The following is a 21,188-nucleotide window of genomic DNA, read 5'->3' on the forward strand; positions in this document are numbered from 1 at the left end:
TATGATCAACCTCGTAAGACAGGCGATTCCGCATTGCTTGAGGCATTCTATATCGGCTCTGGTCGGATGTCCCTGGGCTATTTGCGCTATCGCAAGGTCAATCTCATCTTGCGCTATCACAAGGTCAATCTCAATCTCATCGTTCTCAGTTGCCCTGGCTGTTTCGACAGCTTCCCCTTTGTGGACTAAGACATTCACCTGTTCTTGCAGCGGACAATGGCGGATGTATATGGCTCATCTCCCATATACATCCGCCATTCCTCCGGCGTCAGGTCATAAGTCAAGCGAGAAGATGCCTCATTAATCAGGTCCTGTGGCTTCCAGAGCCATACCTTCGCTGTCCCATCCTTACTCGCAGTAATCAGGTAGGTATCACCTGGGCTAAAGATCGCTGCATAGACTTCGCTTTCATGTGTCACACGGGCCAACTGACGGCCACTTGGCACTTCCCAGATTCCTGCTGTTCCATCCCAACTTGCTGTTGCCAGATAGGTTCCGTCAGAACTAAATGCCACTGCATGTACAGCTTTCTCGTGGGCTAAACGAGCCAGCCGACGGCCACTCGATACTTCCCAGAGACCCGCCGTCCAATCATTACTAGCGGTGGCAACATAACGCCCATCGGGACTGAATACCGCTGTTCGCACCTCTAATTCGTGAGGAAGGTGAGCATGTCTCGTACCACTCGACAGATCCCATATCTCTGCAGCTCCTGGATCAAGGAAATTGCCACCAGCAGTAACTAGGTAGCGCCCATCCGAGCTGAAGTTCACATCAAGGAGTCTTTTCGACGTGCCTTGCGACTCATTGAGATAGTCATGGATGAAGTACGCTTTACATTGCCCACTGTTTACTTCCCAGACTTTTGCTGGAGCAGTGACAAGATCATGCCCTTTATATGAGCCAACTTCACTTACTGTTGCTATATACTTGCCATCTGGGCTAAAGGCGACTGCCATGACTGCATATAAATGGGTAAGCCGAAAAAGCCGACGGCCACTCGGCACTTCCCAGATCCCCGCAGTCCCGTCCGCACTGGCAGTGGCAAGATAGCGAGTATCTGGACTAAATACCACATCCACAACTGCTTCTTCATGAGAAAGCTGAACAATCAAATTGCCGCTAGGGATGTGCCATATTCGGGTGGTATGGTCTCCACTTGCAGTGGCGAGATATTGTCCATCCAGGCTGAAGGCGACTGCACGTACCGAACCGTTATGAAGTAAACGAGTTTCAAGATGACCTTTGACAACGGTTGGTTTACTCTTGCTTTGTGGGGTGATACCTTTCCACAGTTGTGTGGTTCCATCCTGAGATCCTGTGGCGAGATATTGTCCATGAGGGCTGAAGGCGACTGCATAGACAGGACCATCGTGGCTCAGACAAGGGAAGTCAGGTGTACTTGGCACTTCCCAGATCCGCACCGTACGATCATTGCTCGCGGTTGCGAGGTAATGCCCATTTGGGCTAAACATCACAGACTGGACATTCCCCTCATGCGTTAAGCAGGCAAGTTGACGGCCGCTCCGCGTCTCCCAAAGTCCTGCTGTACTATCTCCACTTGCCGTAGCCAGATACTGTCCATCAGGACTGAATGCGACTGCTCCAACATACCCCTCACCATGTTTGAGTAAAGCAACCTGCCGACCACCAACGGCCTCCCAGATGCGTACAGTCTGGTCATCACTGCCAGAGGCGACATAGCGACCATCTGGACTAAATGCGACGGCATAGACTGCCCCCCAGACAGGGTCAAAGGGGCTATATCGAATAGTTTTTTTCTCATGAGTAACAAAAGTCATGACTCGACCAGTGGAAACTTTCCAGACTCGTGCTCTACAATCACGACTGCCAGTGGCGATGAAGCGCCCATCTGGGCTAAATGTTAGTGCTTGCACTTCCCCAGAATGCTGCAGATAACCCACCGGACGAGGGAATAGGGCTAATCGGCTACGGAGTGCTTGATCTGCCTCCAGACAAGGAAAGTGCAGCATGGCCTCCATAGCTAAGAGCATGCTTCTTTGTAGCATGTGCGTTTTTTGATGTTGTACAACTTCAGCCTGAACAGCAAGTTGACGGGAGACCAGTTCCCGACGTTGGCGTTCAACAGACTTGCGGCTGATCGTGATAAAATCTTGCTGTGTCAGATCAAAATCGAGAACACGCTCTGCCATCCAACGTTCCGCCTCATCCAGATCACGCCCACGCAATAGTCGGCCTTCATCGCGCAAAAGGGAATCAGCCGGGTCTGTCTCTACCCACAACTGAACGCGTTTCTCAAATTCCTGGCGCCATGATAAGAAACTTCTATCCTCTTCGATCCAGCGATGCAATTGTTGCCACTCATGCAACAGAACATCATGGATAATTTCCACAGACTCTTCACCGTCTCTCGGGTCACGACTTGTTATAAGAAGCCTAGCTTCTGCCAAGCGAGCAATTACTACATGAGCATCTTTTTGTTCAGGATAGAGCTCAGAGAGTGTTCTCCTTTGACGGCTGTGAGGAATATTCTGGTTCTCATTGCCTAAGTGGACAAGCTTTGTGAAAATAGCGCGTGCGAGTGGCTGTAATCTTTTGTCAAGCTCGCGAAAGGCTTTATCTGCCCATACCGTTAGTCCACCACTCACACGGCCTATTCTATTGTATGACTCACGGGTCATTTCTCTCTCTTGTCGCTCTTCCCATAGCCGGGTCAGAGCAAATTCAAGTAAGGGGAGGACTGTATTGTCTGTAACCAGCTCCCCCTCTACTTCGGTAGAGGATGCAGCCAATATGTCTTCTATGATCGTGTCAACCAGACTTTCTGTAAAGCGCAACCTTTCCTTCCTGGCAGGTCCTTCCATAATTGCAGTCAGTTCTGTTCGTCTCAGCGTTGGTGGTATACGCACGCGAGATGCATCGACAAGATCGGCCAGTGTCTCGTGTCGTCCAAGATGAGGATAAAAATCATCGCGCATGACGAGGATGAGGGTCACGCTCACAGGGGCATTGATGAGGGCAACGAGCTCGCGCGTAAAGTCTTGTGCCATCTCTGGGGACAGAGTGTCCAGACTTCCTCGAATTGGTCGATGATCAGGACAAGCCGCTCCTTTTCGGGATGTTGCTCCAGCCACACTTGCACCCTTTCAGTTAAATTTATTGAGGTGCCAGGTAATCCTTGTAACGCGAGTTCTGCGAAAGGATTACTGGCAGGGCGTGAAATGATAGTGCCTAGGCGTTCGCCAGGGCCAAGCCACGTCCCCAGACGTAATTGCCTCATTACACCTGCTTGAACGAGAGATGATTTACCACTGCCTGATGGGCCAAGAAGCGCGAGAAAGTCAGGACGGTTTTTCAGATGCTTTAACAGTGTCTCTATTGCACGTTCGCGTCCAAAGAAAAGCTCATGATCTCGCTCAGTAAAAGCCGCTAAACCACGATACGGACAAACCTGGGAAACCGGAAGAAATTCTTCTATAACTTTTCTGATTCTCTTCTCATCTTTTGATCCCATCATATCTGATGAGCTTTATTTTTGCAACACAGCCCCGAAGACCCCTTTTCTGAATATGGGTAGACCCCTCGTAACTAATTGGGGAGGCGCTTCCAGAGCCCTGATAAGCATTTGAGGAGCTGAGCAACCTCTCGTGTGTCTTTGGGTAAGACACCTCCACGGTTCCTGGCCTCTCCACCCCCAAAAAACTGTTCCTTTCTCCCTAGGATTCCATAAGCATTAACTAGCGAAATCGTGCTCACTTAGCAGCGATGATGCGACTTTGGTTCGTTGGTGCGAACGCGCCCGTCAAGGCATTTGTTAAGCCTGAGCATTCAAGGTGCGAACGAAAACGCAGGATATAACAGAAGTTATATGGTACATCCTACTTTTTCGGCGGTTTCGCGCTGATAGGCCTTTAGCCAACTGCGCTTCTTCCTTTTTTCTCTCTTCACGAGCGAGTCTCTTCTTACTTGCTCAGCTTAGCGTACAGCCTTCCCGTTTCGTGCCCGCAACACCCCCTTCTTCTCTCGTCTTCTCCTCTCCTGGTAGGCTTGAAAAGAGAATGGGGAGATTTCGTTCCAGGCGCATCCATTGAACCCATTGATAACGCTGATGAATACTCATACTTGCCAAGAATGCTACGACTCCCACACTTGTGCAGACCCACACTGGCAAGTTGAACACAGCAAGGAGCAGGCCCACAAAGCTCCCGATCAACACACTCGTAATCATGGCGATCATGCCTGCCACATTGAAGAAGATCTGCACCCAGGAGGGAGACATCTCTTCCTGGCTCATTGTTGCTTCCCGATTGTCATGAGCAGAAAGAAGCAAGTAGGGCCGCAACTGTGGGGCAGACTCCAGATAGAGGTGGCGAAGACGGTTGATCCCCCGAGCATAGAGATAATCTGTCCCGCCCGCTTGCATCACGCGCGCAAAGGTGATCAGCCCCATAAACACAAGGGTGGGAATCACGACCAGGCTAAACACAAAAAAGGCCGTTCCCAGGTGAGAAATCTGTCCTACAAAGGTGAGTGCAATTAACCCGCTGGAGACGGCCCCAACAAAGAGCGAGGCCCGACCATTCGCTTCTGAAATGGTCATGGAGCGCCCTGTTTGTAAGGTATAGTGTTCGGTCGTGATGATCGAGACGAGGTGTGAGGAAAGCTCCACCGGGAAGTGTTCGTTGTTGTGTTGTTGCATCGGTATCTCTCCTTTCGAGCAAAGCGCTCTTCCCATCGGCTTACGGAAAGAGTTGGTAAAGTATCAACACTCTTTAGAGACTCACTAACAACACGCCTGCCAAGACCACTGCTATCCCCACTGCCTGTACACGACTGAGTCGCTCACGCAGAAATAGCCATGCCAGCAGCACTGTCACCGCACTATAGAGCGAGGCCAGCGCGGTGGTGATCGTCGTATAGGTCTCTCTGATGCCCAGATTGAAGGAAAGATAGCCAATCGATTCCAGCATGGAGGCAATAAGCAGGAGAAGGAGGATCTTCCACGTCCATTCAAGCTTGAACGACCGGCGCAGACTGAGCATGAGGAGGGTGCCGATGAGCATGACCAGGCGGGTTACCCACACCGGCCATACCTCTCCCAAGAGAGGAGTTACCTGCTTGAGCGACCAGAAGTAGACCCCGAACGAGAAGGCAGCTCCAAGCGCTTCTGGAATGCCTGCCAGCGAAGGTGATCCGCCAGGTGCCTTCGCACGTGAGACAACCACGACCCCCACAATGAGCAGAAAGGTTCCTAAGAGCGTCAGCACAGGCGGGCGTTCACCTGCCCCGAGAGCCAGCACTGCTGTGACCACGGCGAAACTGGAGGCGATAGGGGAGACGAGCGAGAGCATTCCGAAAGTAAAAGAGCGATAGAGCAGCGCTATCCCGACAAAGTTGAGAAGAGCGATGCCCGCCATCAATGCCCATGTTCCTGGTGACTGTATGGGTACCTGTCCTGTGACGACAAGGACGGCCCCGACGATCAATACACCACCTATCTGAATAGCGAGCATGGCTTGCAACACACCAATGTGGCGAGTAGCCTGCGTGACCGCAAAGTCTGAGAGCCCAAAGCAGATGGCAGTGAGCAACCCGAAAAGAATTCCCATGGGTCCATGTCCTTTCTTTGTTCCTGTTGTTGAGGATACCCTTCAAACGGGATAAATGTACTGACTCATCACATGGCTCAGCGTGAAGGAAGACGCCTTGTAGCCACAAAGTAGATAAGTACGGCACAGTTTTCGTTTAGAGCGCTTCAGACACACTAGGTCATCAGCAGACACGCATGTATAGATATACCGGCATGATCCAGTAGAGGCTCAAATGGCAGGAAGAGGTCTAAGAGCTATCATCATGGCAGCTTCCTTTCGGTACACAGCATGGAGATGAGGTGAGAGCAGGTGCATCTCAACTTGCTGGAGGAGGCCATCTGCTCTCACCTCACTCCCTCTGAGAAGTAGTGCACGACGCAGATGGCTGCTCACTCAGGAACAAGCCCCCAGACAGTTGTCCACAGGATCATTGGTGCCAGCCTGGAGATGTACCGGCGTCAAGATAGGCTGGCTTGGCTCGCCGAGCAAAACGGCGACAAAGACGGCCCGACGGAAAGGACTGGGGTTATTTGCGAGCAAGTGAAGGCAGTTATACGGCTCGTAGAACACCTCACCTTGCTTGTAAATCCTGGGAGCATGGCCGCGCATTTCAAAGAGGATCTCGCCCTCGACAACGTAGCCGAAGACCGGACCCGGATGGCGATGGGGTGGCGCTCCCTGCACGCCAGGGTCCAGCGTCACCGTCAGGACACTCACCTGGACGGGATCATGGACCTGCACCATTTTCTCCATCAGTATCGGGACCTGCGCCTTCGGTGCCGGATAGCCATCCCGTTCACGATACCAGGAGCGAACAAACTCGTCCCAGGTCTGCTTGCCCCTGACCGGCGCTGGACTCGGTGGCTCGTCGGAGCGAAAGGCTGCAAACAGGGAGTTGGGCAGTTCTACGGATCGCAGACTTGCCTTCCTCCCTCGCTCGCGAAGATAGCTCTGGACCATCTCTTCGAGGGTGAGCACCTGGGGACCGCCCATCTCCTCGATCTGCTGTGTCGCACCATGCTCGACTAGGGCCACCAGACGTTCGGCAACCTCCTCGGTGGCAATGGTCTGCAAGCGTGTATTTGGCGGAACGGGAATGACATTCAGAGTGTCGGTGCCAAGCGATTGAAGAAGGCGTAAGCCAAAGCTATGAAACTGCGTAGCACGCACTAGAGACCAGGGAAGCTTTGCTTGTGCAATAAGGAGCTCAGCTTCATGTTTGGCTCGGTAGTAGGGCGCTGGTGAGCGGTCAACCCCGACGATGGAAACAGAGATGAAATGGGGAGAACCGCTCTCGCGTGCGGCTTGAACGAGCATCCGTGTTCCACCGATGTCAGTCGCCAGTGGCGCTTTCGGCGAACTGGCGCAGTGAATGATGGCGTCTACCCCCTTGACGGCCTCGCGTAGCCCCGACCCTGCTGTCAGGTCGCCGGTCAGTGTCTCGGCTCCTGGCAGCAGATCGGGGGATGTTTGACGGCTCAACACGCGAGGGATATGGCGCTGAGCGAGCAATTGCGCAACGACCGCGCGGCCCAGGCCGCCGGTTCCTCCTGTCACTAAAACGTTTGCCATGGTCGTATCATGGTCCTTTCTTTATTTTGCCTGGCTCTTCCATTCACGCGCGGCGCGAGGAAAACCTTCGCGCCAGCTTGAGTACGCGGGTTGCCAGTTCAGGTGGCGATGGGCTTTCGTATTCATTGCTCCACGTGCCGCGCGGGGGTGTTCTGCCTGCACGGTCGGGGCCGGGGCGCCGAGGGTCGCCGCGTACACGGGAAGCCACATGGTTGCCGGGGCAGGCTCGTCATCCACCACATTGATGACGCCATGAGGCCAGTTCAGCGCGAGTAGAGCGGCACGCGCTGCGTCATCGACATGCAGAAAGGAGGTGATGCCCGAATCCGCGACCAGTTGGCCGCGTCGTACCTGCTCGGCGATCGAGCCGTCGGGGGCATACCACGTTCCCGGCCCGTAGAGCACGCCATAACGCAGCACAACGCCCCGCTCCATTTCACCAACTGCCGACTCAAGAGCTTGGATACCCTCAATTGTGACGCGACGTGGCGCAGGGGCCGCAATGTCCAGAGGCACGCTCTCGTCGGCTGGCCCCTCACCTGGAGCGTGGGCCCAGGCGATGCTTTGCGCGATAAGATGGCGTACACCGGCCTCCTTCGCGGCGTCAACGAGATTGCGCGTCCCGACCTTTCGTATACGCGCGTTCGCTACCGTGTTCCTTTCGCTCAGGTCAGTCAGTTGGTGGATGACGACATCTGGTTGCGCCTCGCGTATGACAGTGAAAAGTTTCTCGCGCTCAAACACATCGACGACCACGGGGGATGCACCTACCTGCTGAAGAAGTTGACGCTTCTCGGCGACACGTGTCGTACCAGTTACAGCATGACCAGATGCGATTAACAATGGAATGAGCCGTCTGCCGATCACTCCTGTTGCACCCACAAGGAATATCTTCATATTGAACCTTCTTTCATTCTCCAGGGAGATTACCTCTTTTGATGAAACTCTATCATAAGATTGGCATGCTAAAAATAGCCATTATGCCATATAATGAGATAGCCATTATTTCTGTTGAGAACAAGGAGGCTGCTGATGCCAAAGCCAACGCCACATATCCCGCTGTCCGGCATTCAATTGGATGCGAGCGCCAACCTGCCTCTTCGCCGCCAACTCTATGAGCAGCTTGGCCGAGCCATTCGCGCCGGGCACCTGGCACCTGGGACACGGTTACCTTCAACCCGTGCCTTTGCTCGCGAGTTGGGCGTCTCGCGCACGACGGTCGAAGAGGCATACCAGGATCTCTTTGCCGAGGGGTACATTGAGGGACAGGTGGGAGCAGGCACCTACGTCACGAAGCACCTTTCCGAACATCTTTTCCGCACGGCAAGCATGCCCGCAGAGGGAGCGAAGTCTCCTGGATCAGTGGATCGGTACACAGGCTTATCGCAGTATGGGAGGCAACTTTCCGCATTCTCATTACCGCCGGGCATGCGCCCCGGCAATGCCCGCTTCCCTTTCCGTCTCGGACTCCCTGCGCTTGAGAGCTTTCCGTCGCAGGAGTGGGCACGGACAGTCGCGCGAGTGGCACATCATCTTTCTCCCGCTCTGCTCGACTATACAGATGTGGCGGGATATCGCCCGTTGCGGGAGGAAATTGCGACCTACCTCACTCTTTCGCGGGGCGTGCGCTGCACTGCGGATCAGGTGATTGTTGTCGCGGGTGCGCAGGCGGGACTGTCTCTGGCGGCGCGCCTGCTGCTTGACATGAAAGATGCCGTCTGGATAGAAGATCCCGGCTATCCCCCTGCGAAAGCGGCATTTGAGGACGTAGGAGCCACTGTCGTACCGATTCCCGTTGATGAGGAGGGGATAGATGTGGTGATTGGGAAGGAAAAGTGTTTGGATGCCCGGCTCGCCTATGTGACTCCCTCACATCAATTTCCTCTTGGCGTCACGATGAGCCTTGCCCGACGCTATGAGCTGTTGCACTGGGCACGAGCTGCTGGGGCCTGGATCATCGAAGACGACTACGACAGCGAGTATCGCTACATTGGCCGCCCTATTCCGGCATTGCAAGGACTTGAAGGGGCAGAACGTGTGCTGTACCTGGGAACTTTTAGCAAGGTTCTTTTCCCTGCATTACGTCTGGGATATCTGGTCGTTCCGCCATTGCTGGTCGATACCTTTGTCACAGCTCTGCGCGCAGCGAATATCTTCCTGCCGACGCTTGAACAGGCAGCGGTCGCCACCTACATGAGGGAGGGATATTTCGCTCGCCATATCCGCCGCATGCGTGCGTTGTACGCGAAACGAGGAAACTTCTTGCGGGATTGCGCCAGGCACTTTCTTGGAGAGGTGCTCACCATTGAACAGCCAGCCGCTGGATTGCATCTGATCGGCTGGCTAAGAGCAGGCACCGATGATCGCGACATGGCGCGTAAGGGAGAGAAGCAGGGCATTATCGTTTCTCCCCTTTCAGCGTATCGCATGGAATCCACGGGTCCTGGCGGCGTATTGCTCGGCTATGCCTCCTGGTCCGAACGCGAGATTGAGGAAGGTGTGCAGCACCTTGTGCGAGCATGGAACACCAGGCTGGGAGAGTGAAAGAGAGACCCGCATCTAGCACGCTCCAAGGGAAGACAGTCATGAGCAAGAAGGTTGGCGTGGATTGACCCCTCTCTTTTATCATCAGGAGAACCCCTATGGCCTATCAGCGCGAAACCGCCGAAAAAGTAGGATGTACCATATAACTTCTGTTATATCCTGCGTTTTCGTTCGCACCTTGAATGCTCAGGCTTAACAAACGCCTTGACGGGCGCGTTCGCACCAACGAACCAAAGTTGCATCATCGCTGCTAAGTGAGCACGATTTCGCTAGTTAATGCTTATGAAATCTGAGAACGGTAATGGCAACTCACAAGGTGATCTGAACAATGCGATTCCCGGCGGCTTGCCTCTTCAACGGCTGGTAGTTGCCGGTGCGATGCCGCCGGTGGAGATCTGGATCGTACAGCATGGGCGCCGGTGGTTTGGCTCCAGGGGCAAGATGGCTGAGCACTTCTTCATCTTTTTTCAATAGGGCATAAATCAGGAAGATCAAGCGCCCAGCCACATGACCAATCACTTTGCCTTTCCCTCGATAGGACTGCGTTCTCTCGTCATACGCACAGAGCCGAGGGACCAGGCGCTCATAGAGCTTGGCCCACTCGGTCTCCTTCATTCGGATCGACGTCAAGACGATCAAGAACATCGCCCGTTTCATTTCGCGCGAGCCTCCCCTGTCCAGCCGGGTCTGATCAAAAGAGACTCCCGTTTGCTCTCTTTTCGGGGCCCACCCAAAATACGATTTGAGTTGAGAAGGACGCGAAAAGTTGGCAATATTGCCAATGGTCGCGATAATAGTCGCAGCGAAGATCGGCCCGATTGGTGGGATCGAGGTGAGAATCTGCCCCTCGCGGCTTTGCTCTACCAACAGACCAATCTCGTCCTCCAGGAGCTCCAGATGCTCCTGAATGAGCCGTAATTCTTTGACGAGCAAACCTTGTTCAAGCGTTAATCCACGTAGTCGCCCCGGATCTTTGGTGCCAATGCTCGAAGCGGCGAACTGCTGCAACTGGACGAGTTGGACTTCTGAGGGAAAGTTCTTTTTTCTCACGCCTCGCAGGGACGACAGAGGAGCTGCCACAATGGCAGCAGGCGTTGGGAATTGCTCGCGCAGATCTAGCGCCGTGGGCAGATTGGGATTTTTGAAGACCTGGGTGAGTTCTGGAAAGAGTTCGTCGCAGATGGAGGTCAGCTTGTTCTTTCTCTGTGTCGCTTCATTCACCAGCTCATAGCGGTGGCGCATGAGTCCTTTGAGCTGGGCAGCAGCAGGCGTCGGGGGAACGGCACGTCGCACAACCTGTAAGGTGTCCGCAACCTGAACTCCTAATTCTAATTGATTGTAAAGCTGGTTGGCTAAGTTTAATGCGTCCCGTTTGTCCGTTTTGATGATCCCAGCCTGGCGACGCTGAACGTGGATGATAGAGACCGCGAGGTCGCATTCTAAGAGATACTGCTGAAGAGGACGATGATAGTGGCCGGTTTGCTCTAGAAGAAGGAAACAATGTTCAAGAGGGCCATAAGCACGAATGCGCTCAACCAGGGCTTGGAAACCCTCTCGCGACTGCTCAAAGCTGAAAGCAGGGCAATTTTCAAAGTGCTTGTGACGTTCCAGCAGGGTTTTTGAGACAAAGCCAGCGACATGCTTAAATTTTCCAATGTCCACCCCAATATAAATGGCCTCGGTCGGAAGCATGGGCAGGGGCGTAAGTTTGGAAGGTGCCTGCTTCTTCTTCGTCATCTCTCCAGCTCTCCTTGTTTCTGGAGCAGAATAGACTCTCCCTTACTTGTTGTGGTGGGTGAAAGGGCCAGAACCCGCGGATGTGGCTTGCCCAAATACACACGAAAAGTTGTATCTGGTCTTCAAATGCTTATGAAGGATTCCACACACATCCCCTAATTAACTAGCAAGAGTCAAGCTCCACTATGGTACGAAGGTTCTCCGGTTCCTGATCGCTGGCTAGCTACACCAACGTGCCCTTTCATTGAAAAGTATACTTGAAAATCCGTTCAAATTTCAAGTCTCGTGTGTATATGGTACGTCGTACTTTTTCGTTAAAATCACACCGACAGGCCAAAGAAACCCAGAATCCCTCCCACCAGGATCTCGGATCGTTTCTTGCGGGCCGCGCTCACTCCCAGAGCTGGACCTCCCACGGACATAGCTGCCAGGCCACCAACGGTCAACAGAACGGGTTTCCAAGACCGTCGAGGGCTCCTCCCGCGCACCCTTTCATCATCATCGTCGTCATCTGCGGCCTGCTCCGCCAGACGCTTGACGGTGGCTTGATCCGTTCGAAAGAGCAGGAACGTGTAGCCAGCAAATACGAGCAGCAGAATCCCTCCCTCCAGTTGGGTCACTATTCCCAGAAAGAGCAACACGATAGGAAGAGCTGAAACGAGGGTAGCGATCACGGCTTGTCGTCGTACACTGCGGTCGATTACTACCGGACAGAGCAGCGCTGAAAGCCCCAGGGCCACCGTTGCAATGGTGACATTGGTGCCCACAATATTGCCTACCGCCAAGGCTGGAGCGCCGCGTCCCGAGGCAATGACGGCGCTGAGCATCTCTTCGGGTTCCAGTCCCGCCAGCAGTACTCCCAAGACCAGCGCACTGATGCCAAGCGCGCGTGCAAGGTCGCTCGCCCCATCCAGAAACCAGTCGCTCCCTAAGAGCAGCAGACCCGCTCCCACGACGAGCAAACCGAGAGCGATGAGGACTGCTACCATGTTTCTGGTTCCTTTCCTTCCTCGACCTCGCCTCTCCTGATTTGCGCTGCCTCCTCCGTGGAGGGTTGAGGAAGCCCTTCCTGTTCGTAGACCGCAGCGGTGAACGTCGCTAGTGCCTGACGGCACTGTGCCAAGTGCTCCTGCGCGAGGGTGCTGGCGTGACTTGGAAAAAAGTCACGGTACTGGATCTTGCGCAGCCATCGGGTAAGTTTGAGCAGATCCTGCTCGTTTTCTTCCAGTTCGGCAAAGGTCAACTTGTGGGAAGTGTCAGAACTCAGAACTCGACCTAGAAAACTCACGCGAAGTGGGGAAACTACCTCCAAAATGGGCAAAGAATGAGCACATGTTGTCGCCTTTTGGTGGCTTGAGTGGAGAGAGATTCCTTTCATCACCGAGCCTTGTTCTGAGTTCTGACACTTCCCGAGAAATATGATATACTTGCTCCTGAAAACGAGCCTCTCGCAACATGCCTTCTCCACTGGCTTTCTTGGCCGGATCGCAGCGAGAGGTAGCAATGGGTGGCTTCGCGATTGAGCGATTGAAAGGCTCAGGTCTATAACATCACCATCGATGTTCACACCGTAGCAATGGGTGGCTTCGCGATTGAGAGGGCAGCAATTAATTCATTTGTAGAAGATGGAGAAGGACAACAAATCATGCGAGAGTTCATCCAGGTCATTACGGCTCTCAATTCAGAAGAAGTCGTTCGCAGAATAGCCGATACCCTCGTAGCAAAACGACTTGCGGCAAGTGTATGGATTTCTGGTCCGATGATCAGTACCTATCGGTGGAAGGGGGAAACGGAGCATACTACCGATTGGGTCTGTACCATCAATACGAGAAGAGAACTCTATAATGATATAGAACAAACAATTAAGGATCTGCACCCTTCCGAGGATCTAGGAATTTTGGCGGTGCCGATTGTCACAGGAAACCAGAGTTACTTAGATTGGATCGAGCAGGAAACGCAAAGTGACACAAGCCGTCCTGTCGAGTAGGAAAACCAACAGCTTTATCTTAAAAGAGCAGTTTGACTTGAGCTATGAATTACTTGCTATCGTATGGATGCGATATCGAATAAAAGAAATAGTAGGGGAAAATAGCTAATTCCAGTTATGAATTACTTGCACCCCTCGACTGAGCGATTGAAACCCGCCAGTAAAGCACCGAACGCCTATCTGCCCAGCGTAGCAATGGATTGGTTCGCGACTGAGCGATTGAAACACACACTGCACTACTTTACCAGCTTGAGGGCAGAGAAGGTGGCAATACCGAGATTCGCGTGTGAGCGCTTGAAACAGCGCTGAAGGCATGGTATATGAGGACTCTGGAACCTGGGAGCAAGCCTTTTCGCGACTGAGCGATTGAAACTCAAACGTGCCAGCGCCAGTTGTCGTTTCGCCGGTTGCGTAGCAGTGGGTGGCTTCGCGACTGAGCGATTGAACCTCTGGTCTGGAGTGGTTTGAGTACTCTGAAGATGATACTCCCACTCAGACAGAAGGCAGCAAAGGAGATCAAGCGAGGGAGCGCTGAGCACGCTCTCCTCGCTCCGGGTTCAGTCTTCGTTCTCACCTCTCCCTTCCACGAGGGAAATGCCAAGCAGGTCAGCCAGCTCTTTCGTCACAGAAACCAGGTAATGAGCGATTTCGGGACGAGTGAGATGATACGCATATCCCTCGTCAAAACACCATCTCAATAGAGTTGTAGTTTCCTATCTCTCTCTGCCCTTCTTGCTGTTTTTTTCATGAGCGCGACGGCACTGATCGGTGTCCATGAAGAGCCATCCCGCAGAGCACGTGGCCCACAACATAGAGCAGGGCTGTCTCTCTGCGAGCTAGGCTCCAGGCCAGCATTGTGGCTTTACTCACAGGTGCCGTTGTGAGTGGCATTTCCCTTGCGCGCTTACCGAACGTCAAATCCGGTCAACTCCCGGCTCTTTTGAAACGGATCAAATCCACACGGCAACTTGCCCCACCAAACTAAAAGAGCGAAGGGAACGACGCTCTACTTCCTTATGTATGCCACTTCAAGATCTATGACTCTCCACAATCGACTCTTCCGCACTTCCAGGAGAGGTTCTGGGTGAGTCCCGTTTTCGTTTCCGGTTTTGTCCTCGTCGGAAAGAATATATAGGTAGATGACACTTGCAAATTGCAAGTTATTTGCGAAAGGATCAGACGCAATGACTACAGCGACTCTCGAGCACGAACAAGTGACCCGACCTTTAGAGGACGTGTTTCCCATTGCTCTTCATGATGGAATAGGTTTTGCGAAAGCGAAGGCAAAAGCGGGGAGGAAAGAGCAGTCGGTAACGGTGGCATTGGGTTTCTTGATTGGCTGCGTGACGTTGATGATGACGGGCTTCTCGGTGATTATTCCTGTGTTTCCCCAGCGATTACAGGCGTTGGGACTTGGAGCGGAAACACTGGCTCTGATGGAGGGGGCGTTTGGGCTGGGAATGTTCCTCTTCAGCACCCCAATGGGCACGTTGTCGGGACGAGTTGGGCGCAAGACGATCCTGTTTGTGTCGCTGGCAGGCTATATTCTGACGAATCTGCTACTGGCGTGGGTGAACGTGCCACTGCTGTTCGTGCCCATTCGTTTTGTTGAGGGAGCCTTGCTGGCAGGCGTTGGACCGGTCGCCATGTCGATGATTGGCGATACCATTCCAAGCGAGAAACAAGGACGCTGGATTGGTCTGATGACGACGGCTCAGGCAGTGGGGATTGCCCTCGGCCCTGGCATCGGCGGGTATCTGTATCAGACGCTTGGCTTCACCGCTCCCTTCCTGCTCACGGCTGGAATCGCGCTCGTGGCTTCCCTGCTGGCAATCTTCATGGTTCCTGAGACACTGCCAGAGCAGGTGCGCCACCAGGCACGCCAGCGCAAAGGACAGCGTCAGGGGCAACAGCCGAAAGAACTGCGTTTCTCCAGCCTGATCTGGCTTGTGCTTCCCTTCCTGGCCATCGATTTCGGCATGATTTTCACCTATCCGTTCGTGTTCCCGCAGTTCCCTTTCTTCTTCGAGAAGGTGTTGCACTACAGCGCAGCACAGTATGGAATGTTGTTCAGCGTCTACGGGATGGCTCTGGCGGTCTTCCCCTTCCTGCTGGGACGCCTCTCGGAGAAGCTGTCGAAGAGGCCGCTCATCGTCATCGGCAGCCTGCTCTTCAGTGCCCTGATCGTGGCTGCGTTGCTCGCCCCGAGCTATCCGCTCTTGCTTGCAGGGGCAGCTCTCGCAGGATTGGGCAGTGCCCTGGTCGAGCCAGCAATGGGCAGCATCTACCTGGCAGCAACCAACAATGAGAATCGCGGGCAGATCATGGGGATGCGTGGCTCAGCCGTCTCTCTTGCGGTCATGCTCGGGCCTCTTGCGCAGGCAGCCATCGCCCCCTGGAGCACACCGTAGATGACGTTCGCGATGGGGGTGGTGATCTCGCTGACAATGGCAGGAATGGCGTTCTTCCTGCTCAAGCGGGAGAAGTAAGCCACAGCAACAGAGGTCCTCCCAGGTGGAGGACTTTTTTGCTGCCCTTGGCGCGCGTGGGCTGATAGAGTCGGTTGGCTTCTTGCCGATAATGGAGGCAAGGGCCTCGATACGTGGATGGACAGGTCTCTCCTGCCAGAAGAGAGCAAGGAGGAGTCTTCTTCTCGCCTCATGCCTCTCTTGGCTGTGATCTTCATGCGTGTAAAAACGCCCTCCTCGCTCCGGGTTCAGTCTTCGCTCTCCTCTCTCCCCTCAGCCAGGGAGATCCCAAGCAGATGAGCCAGTTCCTTCGTCGTCGGGGTCACGTATCTAGCGACTTCCGGCTGGGTCAGATGATACACATGTTCCTCCTCAAAACACCATCTCAATATATCTGCAATTCTCTCTCTATTCGGATTTTCGACACATTCGATGTGCCTCCTCGGCCTGATTTTGCGCTATAATAGCACCAGTTTCAATCAAAGGAGCGAGAAATAATTGTACAGCAACATTCCCCGTTCCGAGGAATACCAACATCGTCTGCTTGAGTTCATTAGGCAGGAATATGGAATAAGCGCCGCCGTACTAGCTCCCGCAAAACGCGGCTATTACGGTGAAACGTGGCGGCTGGACGCTACGACTAGCAGCTATTTTCTAAAACTGGTTTACCCCACCGCGCATAAAGCCGTCTATGAACGCAGCTTTTCTCTCATCCAGCACCTATGTGACCACGGCATTGACTTCATCAGCCGAATCGTAAAGACAAAAGACGACGACCTGTCCACACGATTTGACGGCGCAATACTCGGCGTTTTCGACTGGATTGACGGTGAAAACAGAGAAACAGACGCGACAAAAATCCCGGAATATCAAATGCTGGCGAAGGTCTATGCAGTTCCGTCTTGTGGCGTTCCCATTCGACGTGAAGATTTTTCGGGCAAAAGTGCTGATACGTTCTTCGAGCAATGGAACGTGCTGGATAACATACAGATTCACTCACTGCTTGAGAAAAATCGCGCCAAGTTGGAGCAGAGAGCCAAGAGGTTGAAATACTTTGCCGAGCTGTGCCGAGGTGACACAGCGGACTTCTTCATCACCCACGGCGATGCCGGAGGAAATCTGATTGTGAACGGCGACAGGTACTTCATCGTGGATTGGGACACCCCCATCCTCGCGCCGCCGGAACGTGACGCATGGGTCATGTGCAGCCGAGATTGGGCAAGGGACGCTTTTTCTAAGGCTCTGTGTCAGAACGGCATTAGCTACACTCTGCGTTTGGAGCGGCTGGCGTATTATTGCTATCATTTTTTCTTTTTCTATCTCACTGCATACCTCGATGGGTTCACGCAAACTGACACTGTGCGGGAGATTGAAGAATACATTGACGGCTGGATAGAGGGAAGTATTCAATACGCAGACACAAATAGTCAAAGTTAAAAAATGGTTCTGGGACATATTCGGTGTGCTTACTGACTTGACTTTGTGGTAGAATAGCATCATTTCCAATTATTTGAGGTATCTGAAGGCATTCCATCGATCTCACCCCTGTTTTTGCCTTTCCTTCAACGGTACGCCTTGAGACCATCGAGGTCCAGGATCAGACTGGAATTCACCCGTTTTTGTGGAGTTGGAGAAGCAAGAGGGTGAGCAGAGCAAGAGCGCGTGTATGGGAAGCCTTGAGCAGGCTCAAACAAGACCAGAAGAGGCAAGAGCATCGCCTCACTTCACACGTCTGGAGCATTCATAGCCTCCACCAAATTGGGTCACGATCAGCGTCGTGACTGAACAATTGACATATGGGGAATCGACTTGAGCTTTCCGAGATGTTGCAGCCTTTCAGTGGAAGAACTCAAACCAGACGTGGCGAGGAACGCATGAGACGCGTTCCTCGCTCCGGGTTCAGTCTTCGCTTTCGCTTCTCCCTTCAATAAGGGAAATGCCTAGCAGGTCGGCCAGCTCTTTCGTCACAGAAACCACGTAATGTGCGATTTCGGGCCGAGTCAGATGAGAGACATGTTCCTCCTCAAAACACCATCTCAATATATTTATAGATATTATATGTGCATATCTTATCTTTCTGCTGTTTTTCGTGAGCTTGACAGCTCTGATCGGCGTCCATCAAGAAGCATGCCGCATAGGATGGCACGCCAAACGGAGCAGAGCTGTCTCTCTGCGAGCCAGAGCCTCAGCCAGCATCGTCGTTTCATTCAGCGGTGCTGTAGGAAGTCGCATCGCCCTTGTCGCTCGCCTCTCGTCAAAGGCCGTCAACGTCGAAGAGAGGTGACACATTATTACTGGATGGATCAAACGTTGGCGTGTATGATGAGGCGAAACCAGGCACATTTAGAAATTTTCAAAATGTGCCGCGCTTCAGCAATCTCTTGCATGCTCTTCCAGCGGGAGTGAGCTATCCTGGGCATCCCTCTTGCTTCGTGATCATCGTTTTGCGCTCTGTGCTCTTGCTGCTGTTTATTCTGAGGTGAAGACCTGTCTCGGTGTTCACCTCGAGCCAGCCTGCCTCGGGCTTCCTGCGTCAAAGGCAGGCTACTCCATGAACGTGGACCAAGACCAAGCTCTTAGTAAAGAGCGTGAATGTTCGCCGATTTTTCGGGTGAAACCAGGGAAATCAGCGTGAAACAGAGGAATCGGCCAGGGAGACAATGGAAAACCGCTCTCCACCTGGCTTCGTTCATCGCTATTTTGTAAATTGGGGCTGCATTCGGGCAGAAAAAGGCGCTCCTCGTTCACCAGAGGGAAGCCCAATTGAGCCAGACTCATCTCTCTCCTATGAAAGGATCTGTGAAGATGAATGGAACGGCTCCGGACGACTCTCCAACTGGCGTTGGAGAAAAGCCAGCTTGTCGGGATTCACCAGGGTATACAGCCCAACGATGACATGGTCGCGGATATCGAGCGTCAGAACCCAGTTGAGATGACCAGAACGTGAGCAAAGAATGGCGGGTGCTCCATTGATTTCGTCGAGAAAGAGTACGTTATCCGCAGGCACTCGGTGTATCAAGCCGACCATAAAGCGCTTGGCCACCCGTTCCTGACCAGAAATAGGAAAGAGGCTCGCACGAACCTTGCCACCACCATCGGCCCAGGCCGTGACATCGCTGGCCAGCAGTTTGGTCAGGGTGGCGAGATCCCCCGATTGACAGGCCGCCACAAAGGACTCGGTGAGTTGGCGCTGAGTGGCGGGCGAGACCGAGATGCGCTGGCGTTTCTCTGCGAGATGGTTTTTCGCGCTATGAAAGAGCTGGCGACAATGCTCCGGGGTTTTCTCGATGATCTCGGCAATCTCCACCAACGAGTAGTCAAACACCTCATGCAGGAGGAACACTGCGCGTTCGGGTGGCGAAAGACGCTCCAGGAGCACGAGAAAGGCGATCGAAAGGGATTCTTGCTGCTCATACTGCTCTTCGGGAGAGTCACCTTCGGGGAGAGCAGTAAGAACGGGCTCAGGGAGCCAGATCCCAATATATTCTTCCCGCTCTCGCTGGGCGGATTTCAGATAGTTCAGGCTGAGATTGGTGACAACTGTGGTGAGATAGGACTTTGGCGAGTGAATAACGGCGTGATCCGCCTGTTGATACCGTAGATACGCGTCCTGAACAATATCTTCGGCCTGACTGGCGTATCCAGTCAGGCGGTAAGCGATGGAAAAGAGAAGGGGTTGATAGGTGTGAATGTTCTCCATTGGATTGTGTGAAATGGCTCCTTCAAAAGTTAATTCTCTCTTTATCATAATCCGATGTGAGCGTTTTCAGCAATGTTTGGGCCTTTCTCTGCGAGCTTGAGTCCCGAGTATTGGGCTGCGCTGTGTTCTTCTTGAGAACGGGTGCCGAAGCAACGACCATCGGGCATTTTCAAGAGACGAAAACTTTTCGTCACGCAGTTGTCACGTTTTGAGGGGCTCACTTGTCCCCTTTCTGGAAGCGTAGAGACACGAAAGCGACTGATGACCGTCGCTTTGGAACATCTGCTGCTCGATCCAGTAGCGTTCTATCACGTTCCACTCAACATCGAGGCTTGTGAATGTAAGTCTCGATCTTATGTGAGAGATGCTAAAAAGCACCATCTATAAGGAAAGAAAGAGTAGGACATAAAGCATCTCCCAGAGCATATGGATAAAGGAGCTCGTTCCCGCTTCTCGTACAGTCTAGATGACCAGACGTGCGTTTGAATAGAGAAAGAGGAAAAAGAACATGACTATTCAGTCACCCAAAGAACAAATCGCAGATACCGTTCTCTCGATATCTCCTCCAAGCGACCTTCCTCTCCAAGAACAACTAGATATATTAAAGGATCAGGCCTACAAGTATATGCCAGAGGATGCAGCAAAGGAGTCGCAGAAAGCCCTTGAAGCCCTGGTAAATTCCGGTATGGTGGAAAAAGCCCTGAAGGAAAATGATCTAGTGCCTGATTTTACGCTTCCCAATGCTCTGAACCAGCGCGTCACCCTCTCACATCTGCTTGGGCAGGGGCCGGTTGTGCTGGTCTTCTATCGTGGTGGATGGTGTCCCTTCTGTAATCTGGAATTGCGTGCCTACCAGAAATTGTTACCAGAGTTCCAGGCTCTGGGGGCAACACTCGTTGCCCTTTCACCCATGTTGCCAGACCGTAGCCTCACGATGGCGGAAAAAGAGCAACTGACCTTCCCGGTCCTCTCAGATGGCGGCAACCTGGTGGCACGTCAGTTTGGCCTCGTCCATCAGATGGATGAACAAACACGTGAGCGACGCGCTAAACTAGGTGGCGCAAATCTCCCAGAGTACAATGGCGACGATTCGTGGGAAGTGCCCATTCCAGGAACCTTCCTGATTGATCAGTCCCGCACAATCCGCCTGGCTTACGTCGATGCAGATATCACCCACCGCCTTGAGCCATCAATTGTGCTCGCACGGTTGAAAGAACTGAAAGGTGAAACGGAATAGCACACATCTGCATGCGTTCATGCTCTCTCAAAACGGAGGTATCACAAAAAATGGAGTGCAGGGAGTCCTCTGCACTCCATTTTGCAACGTGCATCCTACAGAGGCAAGTGCGTAAGATCAAAGAAGTTTTTCTGGCCCGATAAGCATGCTGAAAGTCAACGAGTCACTACAGTTGCACTTATGAGAGGGAAAGGGAAGATATCCTGAAAGCCGAGGGAAAGCTGCTCAGGGAGTAGTCAGATAAGACTGGAAAGAGGGGAATGACAAGACCCCCGAGAGCTTCGTTCAAAGAGAGGACAATGTTAGCGCCGAGAGTATACTGAGCCGGTGAAAATACGAGCCGGTTTAGAGATGAAATGACACCTTTTTA

General features: G+C 53.1%; 16 protein-coding genes and 1 pseudogene. 7 read left to right on the forward strand and 10 right to left on the reverse strand.

Going from position 1 to position 21,188, the window contains the following annotated elements; genetic code table 11:
- The first annotated feature begins 33 nt into the window (after window positions 1-33).
- Window positions 34-189: a hypothetical protein gene (locus tag K3T83_RS52580; RefSeq protein WP_220211027.1), complete on the forward strand. Its 156-nt coding sequence runs from the start codon at window positions 34-36 to the stop codon at window positions 187-189.
- Window positions 190-194: 5 nt separating this feature from the next.
- Here K3T83_RS52580 and K3T83_RS52585 read toward each other — a convergent pair whose 3' ends face one another.
- From K3T83_RS52585 to K3T83_RS52605, 6 genes and pseudogenes are all read right to left on the reverse strand, one after another.
- Window positions 195-2,174, reverse strand: coding sequence for a hypothetical protein (locus K3T83_RS52585; RefSeq protein ID WP_373324763.1), 1,980 nt, complete (start codon window positions 2,172-2,174; stop codon window positions 195-197).
- Between the two features lie 132 nt (window positions 2,175-2,306).
- Window positions 2,307-3,499 (reverse strand): annotated as a pseudogene (locus K3T83_RS58490) (nSTAND1 domain-containing NTPase); the annotation flags it as partial.
- 453 nt (window positions 3,500-3,952) lie between these two features.
- Window positions 3,953-4,681, reverse strand: a complete 729-nt coding sequence (locus K3T83_RS52590) for a hypothetical protein (RefSeq protein ID WP_220211029.1) — start codon at window positions 4,679-4,681, stop codon at window positions 3,953-3,955.
- Between the two features lie 73 nt (window positions 4,682-4,754).
- Window positions 4,755-5,591 (reverse strand): DMT family transporter, encoded by an 837-nt coding sequence (locus K3T83_RS52595; protein WP_220211030.1) that lies wholly within the window; start codon window positions 5,589-5,591, stop codon window positions 4,755-4,757.
- Between the two features lie 375 nt (window positions 5,592-5,966).
- Entirely contained in the window at window positions 5,967-7,145 is a 1,179-nt protein-coding gene (locus K3T83_RS52600; RefSeq protein WP_220211031.1) for an NAD(P)H-binding protein, read from the reverse strand.
- 21 nt (window positions 7,146-7,166) lie between these two features.
- The gene (locus tag K3T83_RS52605; RefSeq protein ID WP_220211032.1) at window positions 7,167-8,042 is read right to left on the reverse strand and encodes an NAD-dependent epimerase/dehydratase family protein; all 876 of its coding nucleotides are present in this window, start codon (window positions 8,040-8,042) and stop codon (window positions 7,167-7,169) included.
- A 135-nt stretch (window positions 8,043-8,177) separates the two neighbouring features.
- Between K3T83_RS52605 and pdxR the strand changes: the two genes are divergently transcribed.
- Window positions 8,178-9,689: a MocR-like pyridoxine biosynthesis transcription factor PdxR gene (pdxR, locus tag K3T83_RS52610; protein ID WP_220211033.1), complete on the forward strand. Its 1,512-nt coding sequence runs from the start codon at window positions 8,178-8,180 to the stop codon at window positions 9,687-9,689.
- Window positions 9,690-9,998: 309 nt separating this feature from the next.
- Here pdxR and K3T83_RS52615 read toward each other — a convergent pair whose 3' ends face one another.
- The 3 genes from K3T83_RS52615 to K3T83_RS52625 form a co-directional block, all read right to left on the reverse strand.
- Window positions 9,999-11,426 carry an IS110 family RNA-guided transposase gene (locus tag K3T83_RS52615; RefSeq protein ID WP_220211034.1) on the reverse strand — a complete coding sequence of 476 codons (1,428 nt, stop codon included), beginning with the start codon at window positions 11,424-11,426 and terminating at the stop codon, window positions 9,999-10,001.
- A 320-nt stretch (window positions 11,427-11,746) separates the two neighbouring features.
- Complete coding sequence (locus K3T83_RS52620; RefSeq protein WP_220211035.1) at window positions 11,747-12,415, reverse strand: sodium:calcium antiporter; 669 nt, start codon at window positions 12,413-12,415, stop codon at window positions 11,747-11,749.
- Window positions 12,409-12,714 carry a Chromate resistance protein ChrB gene (locus tag K3T83_RS52625; protein WP_220211036.1) on the reverse strand — a complete coding sequence of 102 codons (306 nt, stop codon included), beginning with the start codon at window positions 12,712-12,714 and terminating at the stop codon, window positions 12,409-12,411. The genes K3T83_RS52620 and K3T83_RS52625 overlap by 7 nt, the downstream gene beginning before the upstream one ends.
- Window positions 12,715-13,071: 357 nt before the next feature.
- Between K3T83_RS52625 and cutA the strand changes: the two genes are divergently transcribed.
- The 4 genes from cutA to K3T83_RS52645 all read left to right on the forward strand — a co-directional run bounded on the left by cutA (window position 13,072) and on the right by K3T83_RS52645 (window position 18,165).
- Window positions 13,072-13,413: a divalent-cation tolerance protein CutA gene (gene cutA, locus K3T83_RS52630; RefSeq protein ID WP_220211037.1), complete on the forward strand. Its 342-nt coding sequence runs from the start codon at window positions 13,072-13,074 to the stop codon at window positions 13,411-13,413.
- Between the two features lie 1,184 nt (window positions 13,414-14,597).
- Window positions 14,598-15,824, forward strand: coding sequence for an MFS transporter (locus K3T83_RS52635; protein ID WP_220211038.1), 1,227 nt, complete (start codon window positions 14,598-14,600; stop codon window positions 15,822-15,824).
- A gap of 555 nt (window positions 15,825-16,379) precedes the next feature.
- Window positions 16,380-17,318 (forward strand): aminoglycoside phosphotransferase family protein, encoded by a 939-nt coding sequence (locus K3T83_RS52640; protein ID WP_220211039.1) that lies wholly within the window; start codon window positions 16,380-16,382, stop codon window positions 17,316-17,318.
- 652 nt (window positions 17,319-17,970) lie between these two features.
- A complete protein-coding gene (locus K3T83_RS52645) occupies window positions 17,971-18,165 on the forward strand; it encodes a hypothetical protein (RefSeq protein WP_220211040.1) in 195 nt (64 codons plus the stop codon).
- Between the two features lie 501 nt (window positions 18,166-18,666).
- Here K3T83_RS52645 and K3T83_RS52650 read toward each other — a convergent pair.
- Window positions 18,667-19,629 (reverse strand): RNA polymerase sigma-70 factor, encoded by a 963-nt coding sequence (locus K3T83_RS52650; protein ID WP_220211041.1) that lies wholly within the window; start codon window positions 19,627-19,629, stop codon window positions 18,667-18,669.
- A 460-nt stretch (window positions 19,630-20,089) separates the two neighbouring features.
- Here K3T83_RS52650 and K3T83_RS52655 point away from each other — a divergent pair, with 460 nt between their 5' ends.
- Complete coding sequence (locus K3T83_RS52655) at window positions 20,090-20,818, forward strand: peroxiredoxin-like family protein (protein WP_220211042.1); 729 nt, start codon at window positions 20,090-20,092, stop codon at window positions 20,816-20,818.
- Window positions 20,819-21,188 lie beyond the last annotated feature (370 nt).

The sequence above is a fragment of the Reticulibacter mediterranei genome (assembly GCF_016587455.1).

Bases quoted from the DNA above. Each gene is read 5' to 3' on its own strand.
- K3T83_RS52585 (WP_373324763.1), bottom strand. From the start codon at position 2,174: ATGGCAGAGCGTGTTCTCGATTTTGATCTGACACAGCAAGATTTTATC.
- K3T83_RS52590 (WP_220211029.1), bottom strand. From the start codon at position 4,681: ATGCAACAACACAACAACGAACACTTCCCGGTGGAGCTTTCCTCACAC.
- K3T83_RS52595 (WP_220211030.1), bottom strand. From the start codon at position 5,591: ATGGGAATTCTTTTCGGGTTGCTCACTGCCATCTGCTTTGGGCTCTCA.
- K3T83_RS52600 (WP_220211031.1), bottom strand. From the start codon at position 7,145: ATGGCAAACGTTTTAGTGACAGGAGGAACCGGCGGCCTGGGCCGCGCG.
- K3T83_RS52605 (WP_220211032.1), bottom strand. From the start codon at position 8,042: ATGAAGATATTCCTTGTGGGTGCAACAGGAGTGATCGGCAGACGGCTC.
- pdxR (WP_220211033.1), top strand. From the start codon at position 8,178: ATGCCAAAGCCAACGCCACATATCCCGCTGTCCGGCATTCAATTGGAT.
- K3T83_RS52615 (WP_220211034.1), bottom strand. From the start codon at position 11,426: ATGACGAAGAAGAAGCAGGCACCTTCCAAACTTACGCCCCTGCCCATG.
- K3T83_RS52620 (WP_220211035.1), bottom strand. From the start codon at position 12,415: ATGGTAGCAGTCCTCATCGCTCTCGGTTTGCTCGTCGTGGGAGCGGGT.
- cutA (WP_220211037.1), top strand. From the start codon at position 13,072: ATGCGAGAGTTCATCCAGGTCATTACGGCTCTCAATTCAGAAGAAGTC.
- K3T83_RS52635 (WP_220211038.1), top strand. From the start codon at position 14,598: ATGACTACAGCGACTCTCGAGCACGAACAAGTGACCCGACCTTTAGAG.
- K3T83_RS52650 (WP_220211041.1), bottom strand. From the start codon at position 19,629: ATGATAAAGAGAGAATTAACTTTTGAAGGAGCCATTTCACACAATCCA.
- K3T83_RS52655 (WP_220211042.1), top strand. From the start codon at position 20,090: ATGACTATTCAGTCACCCAAAGAACAAATCGCAGATACCGTTCTCTCG.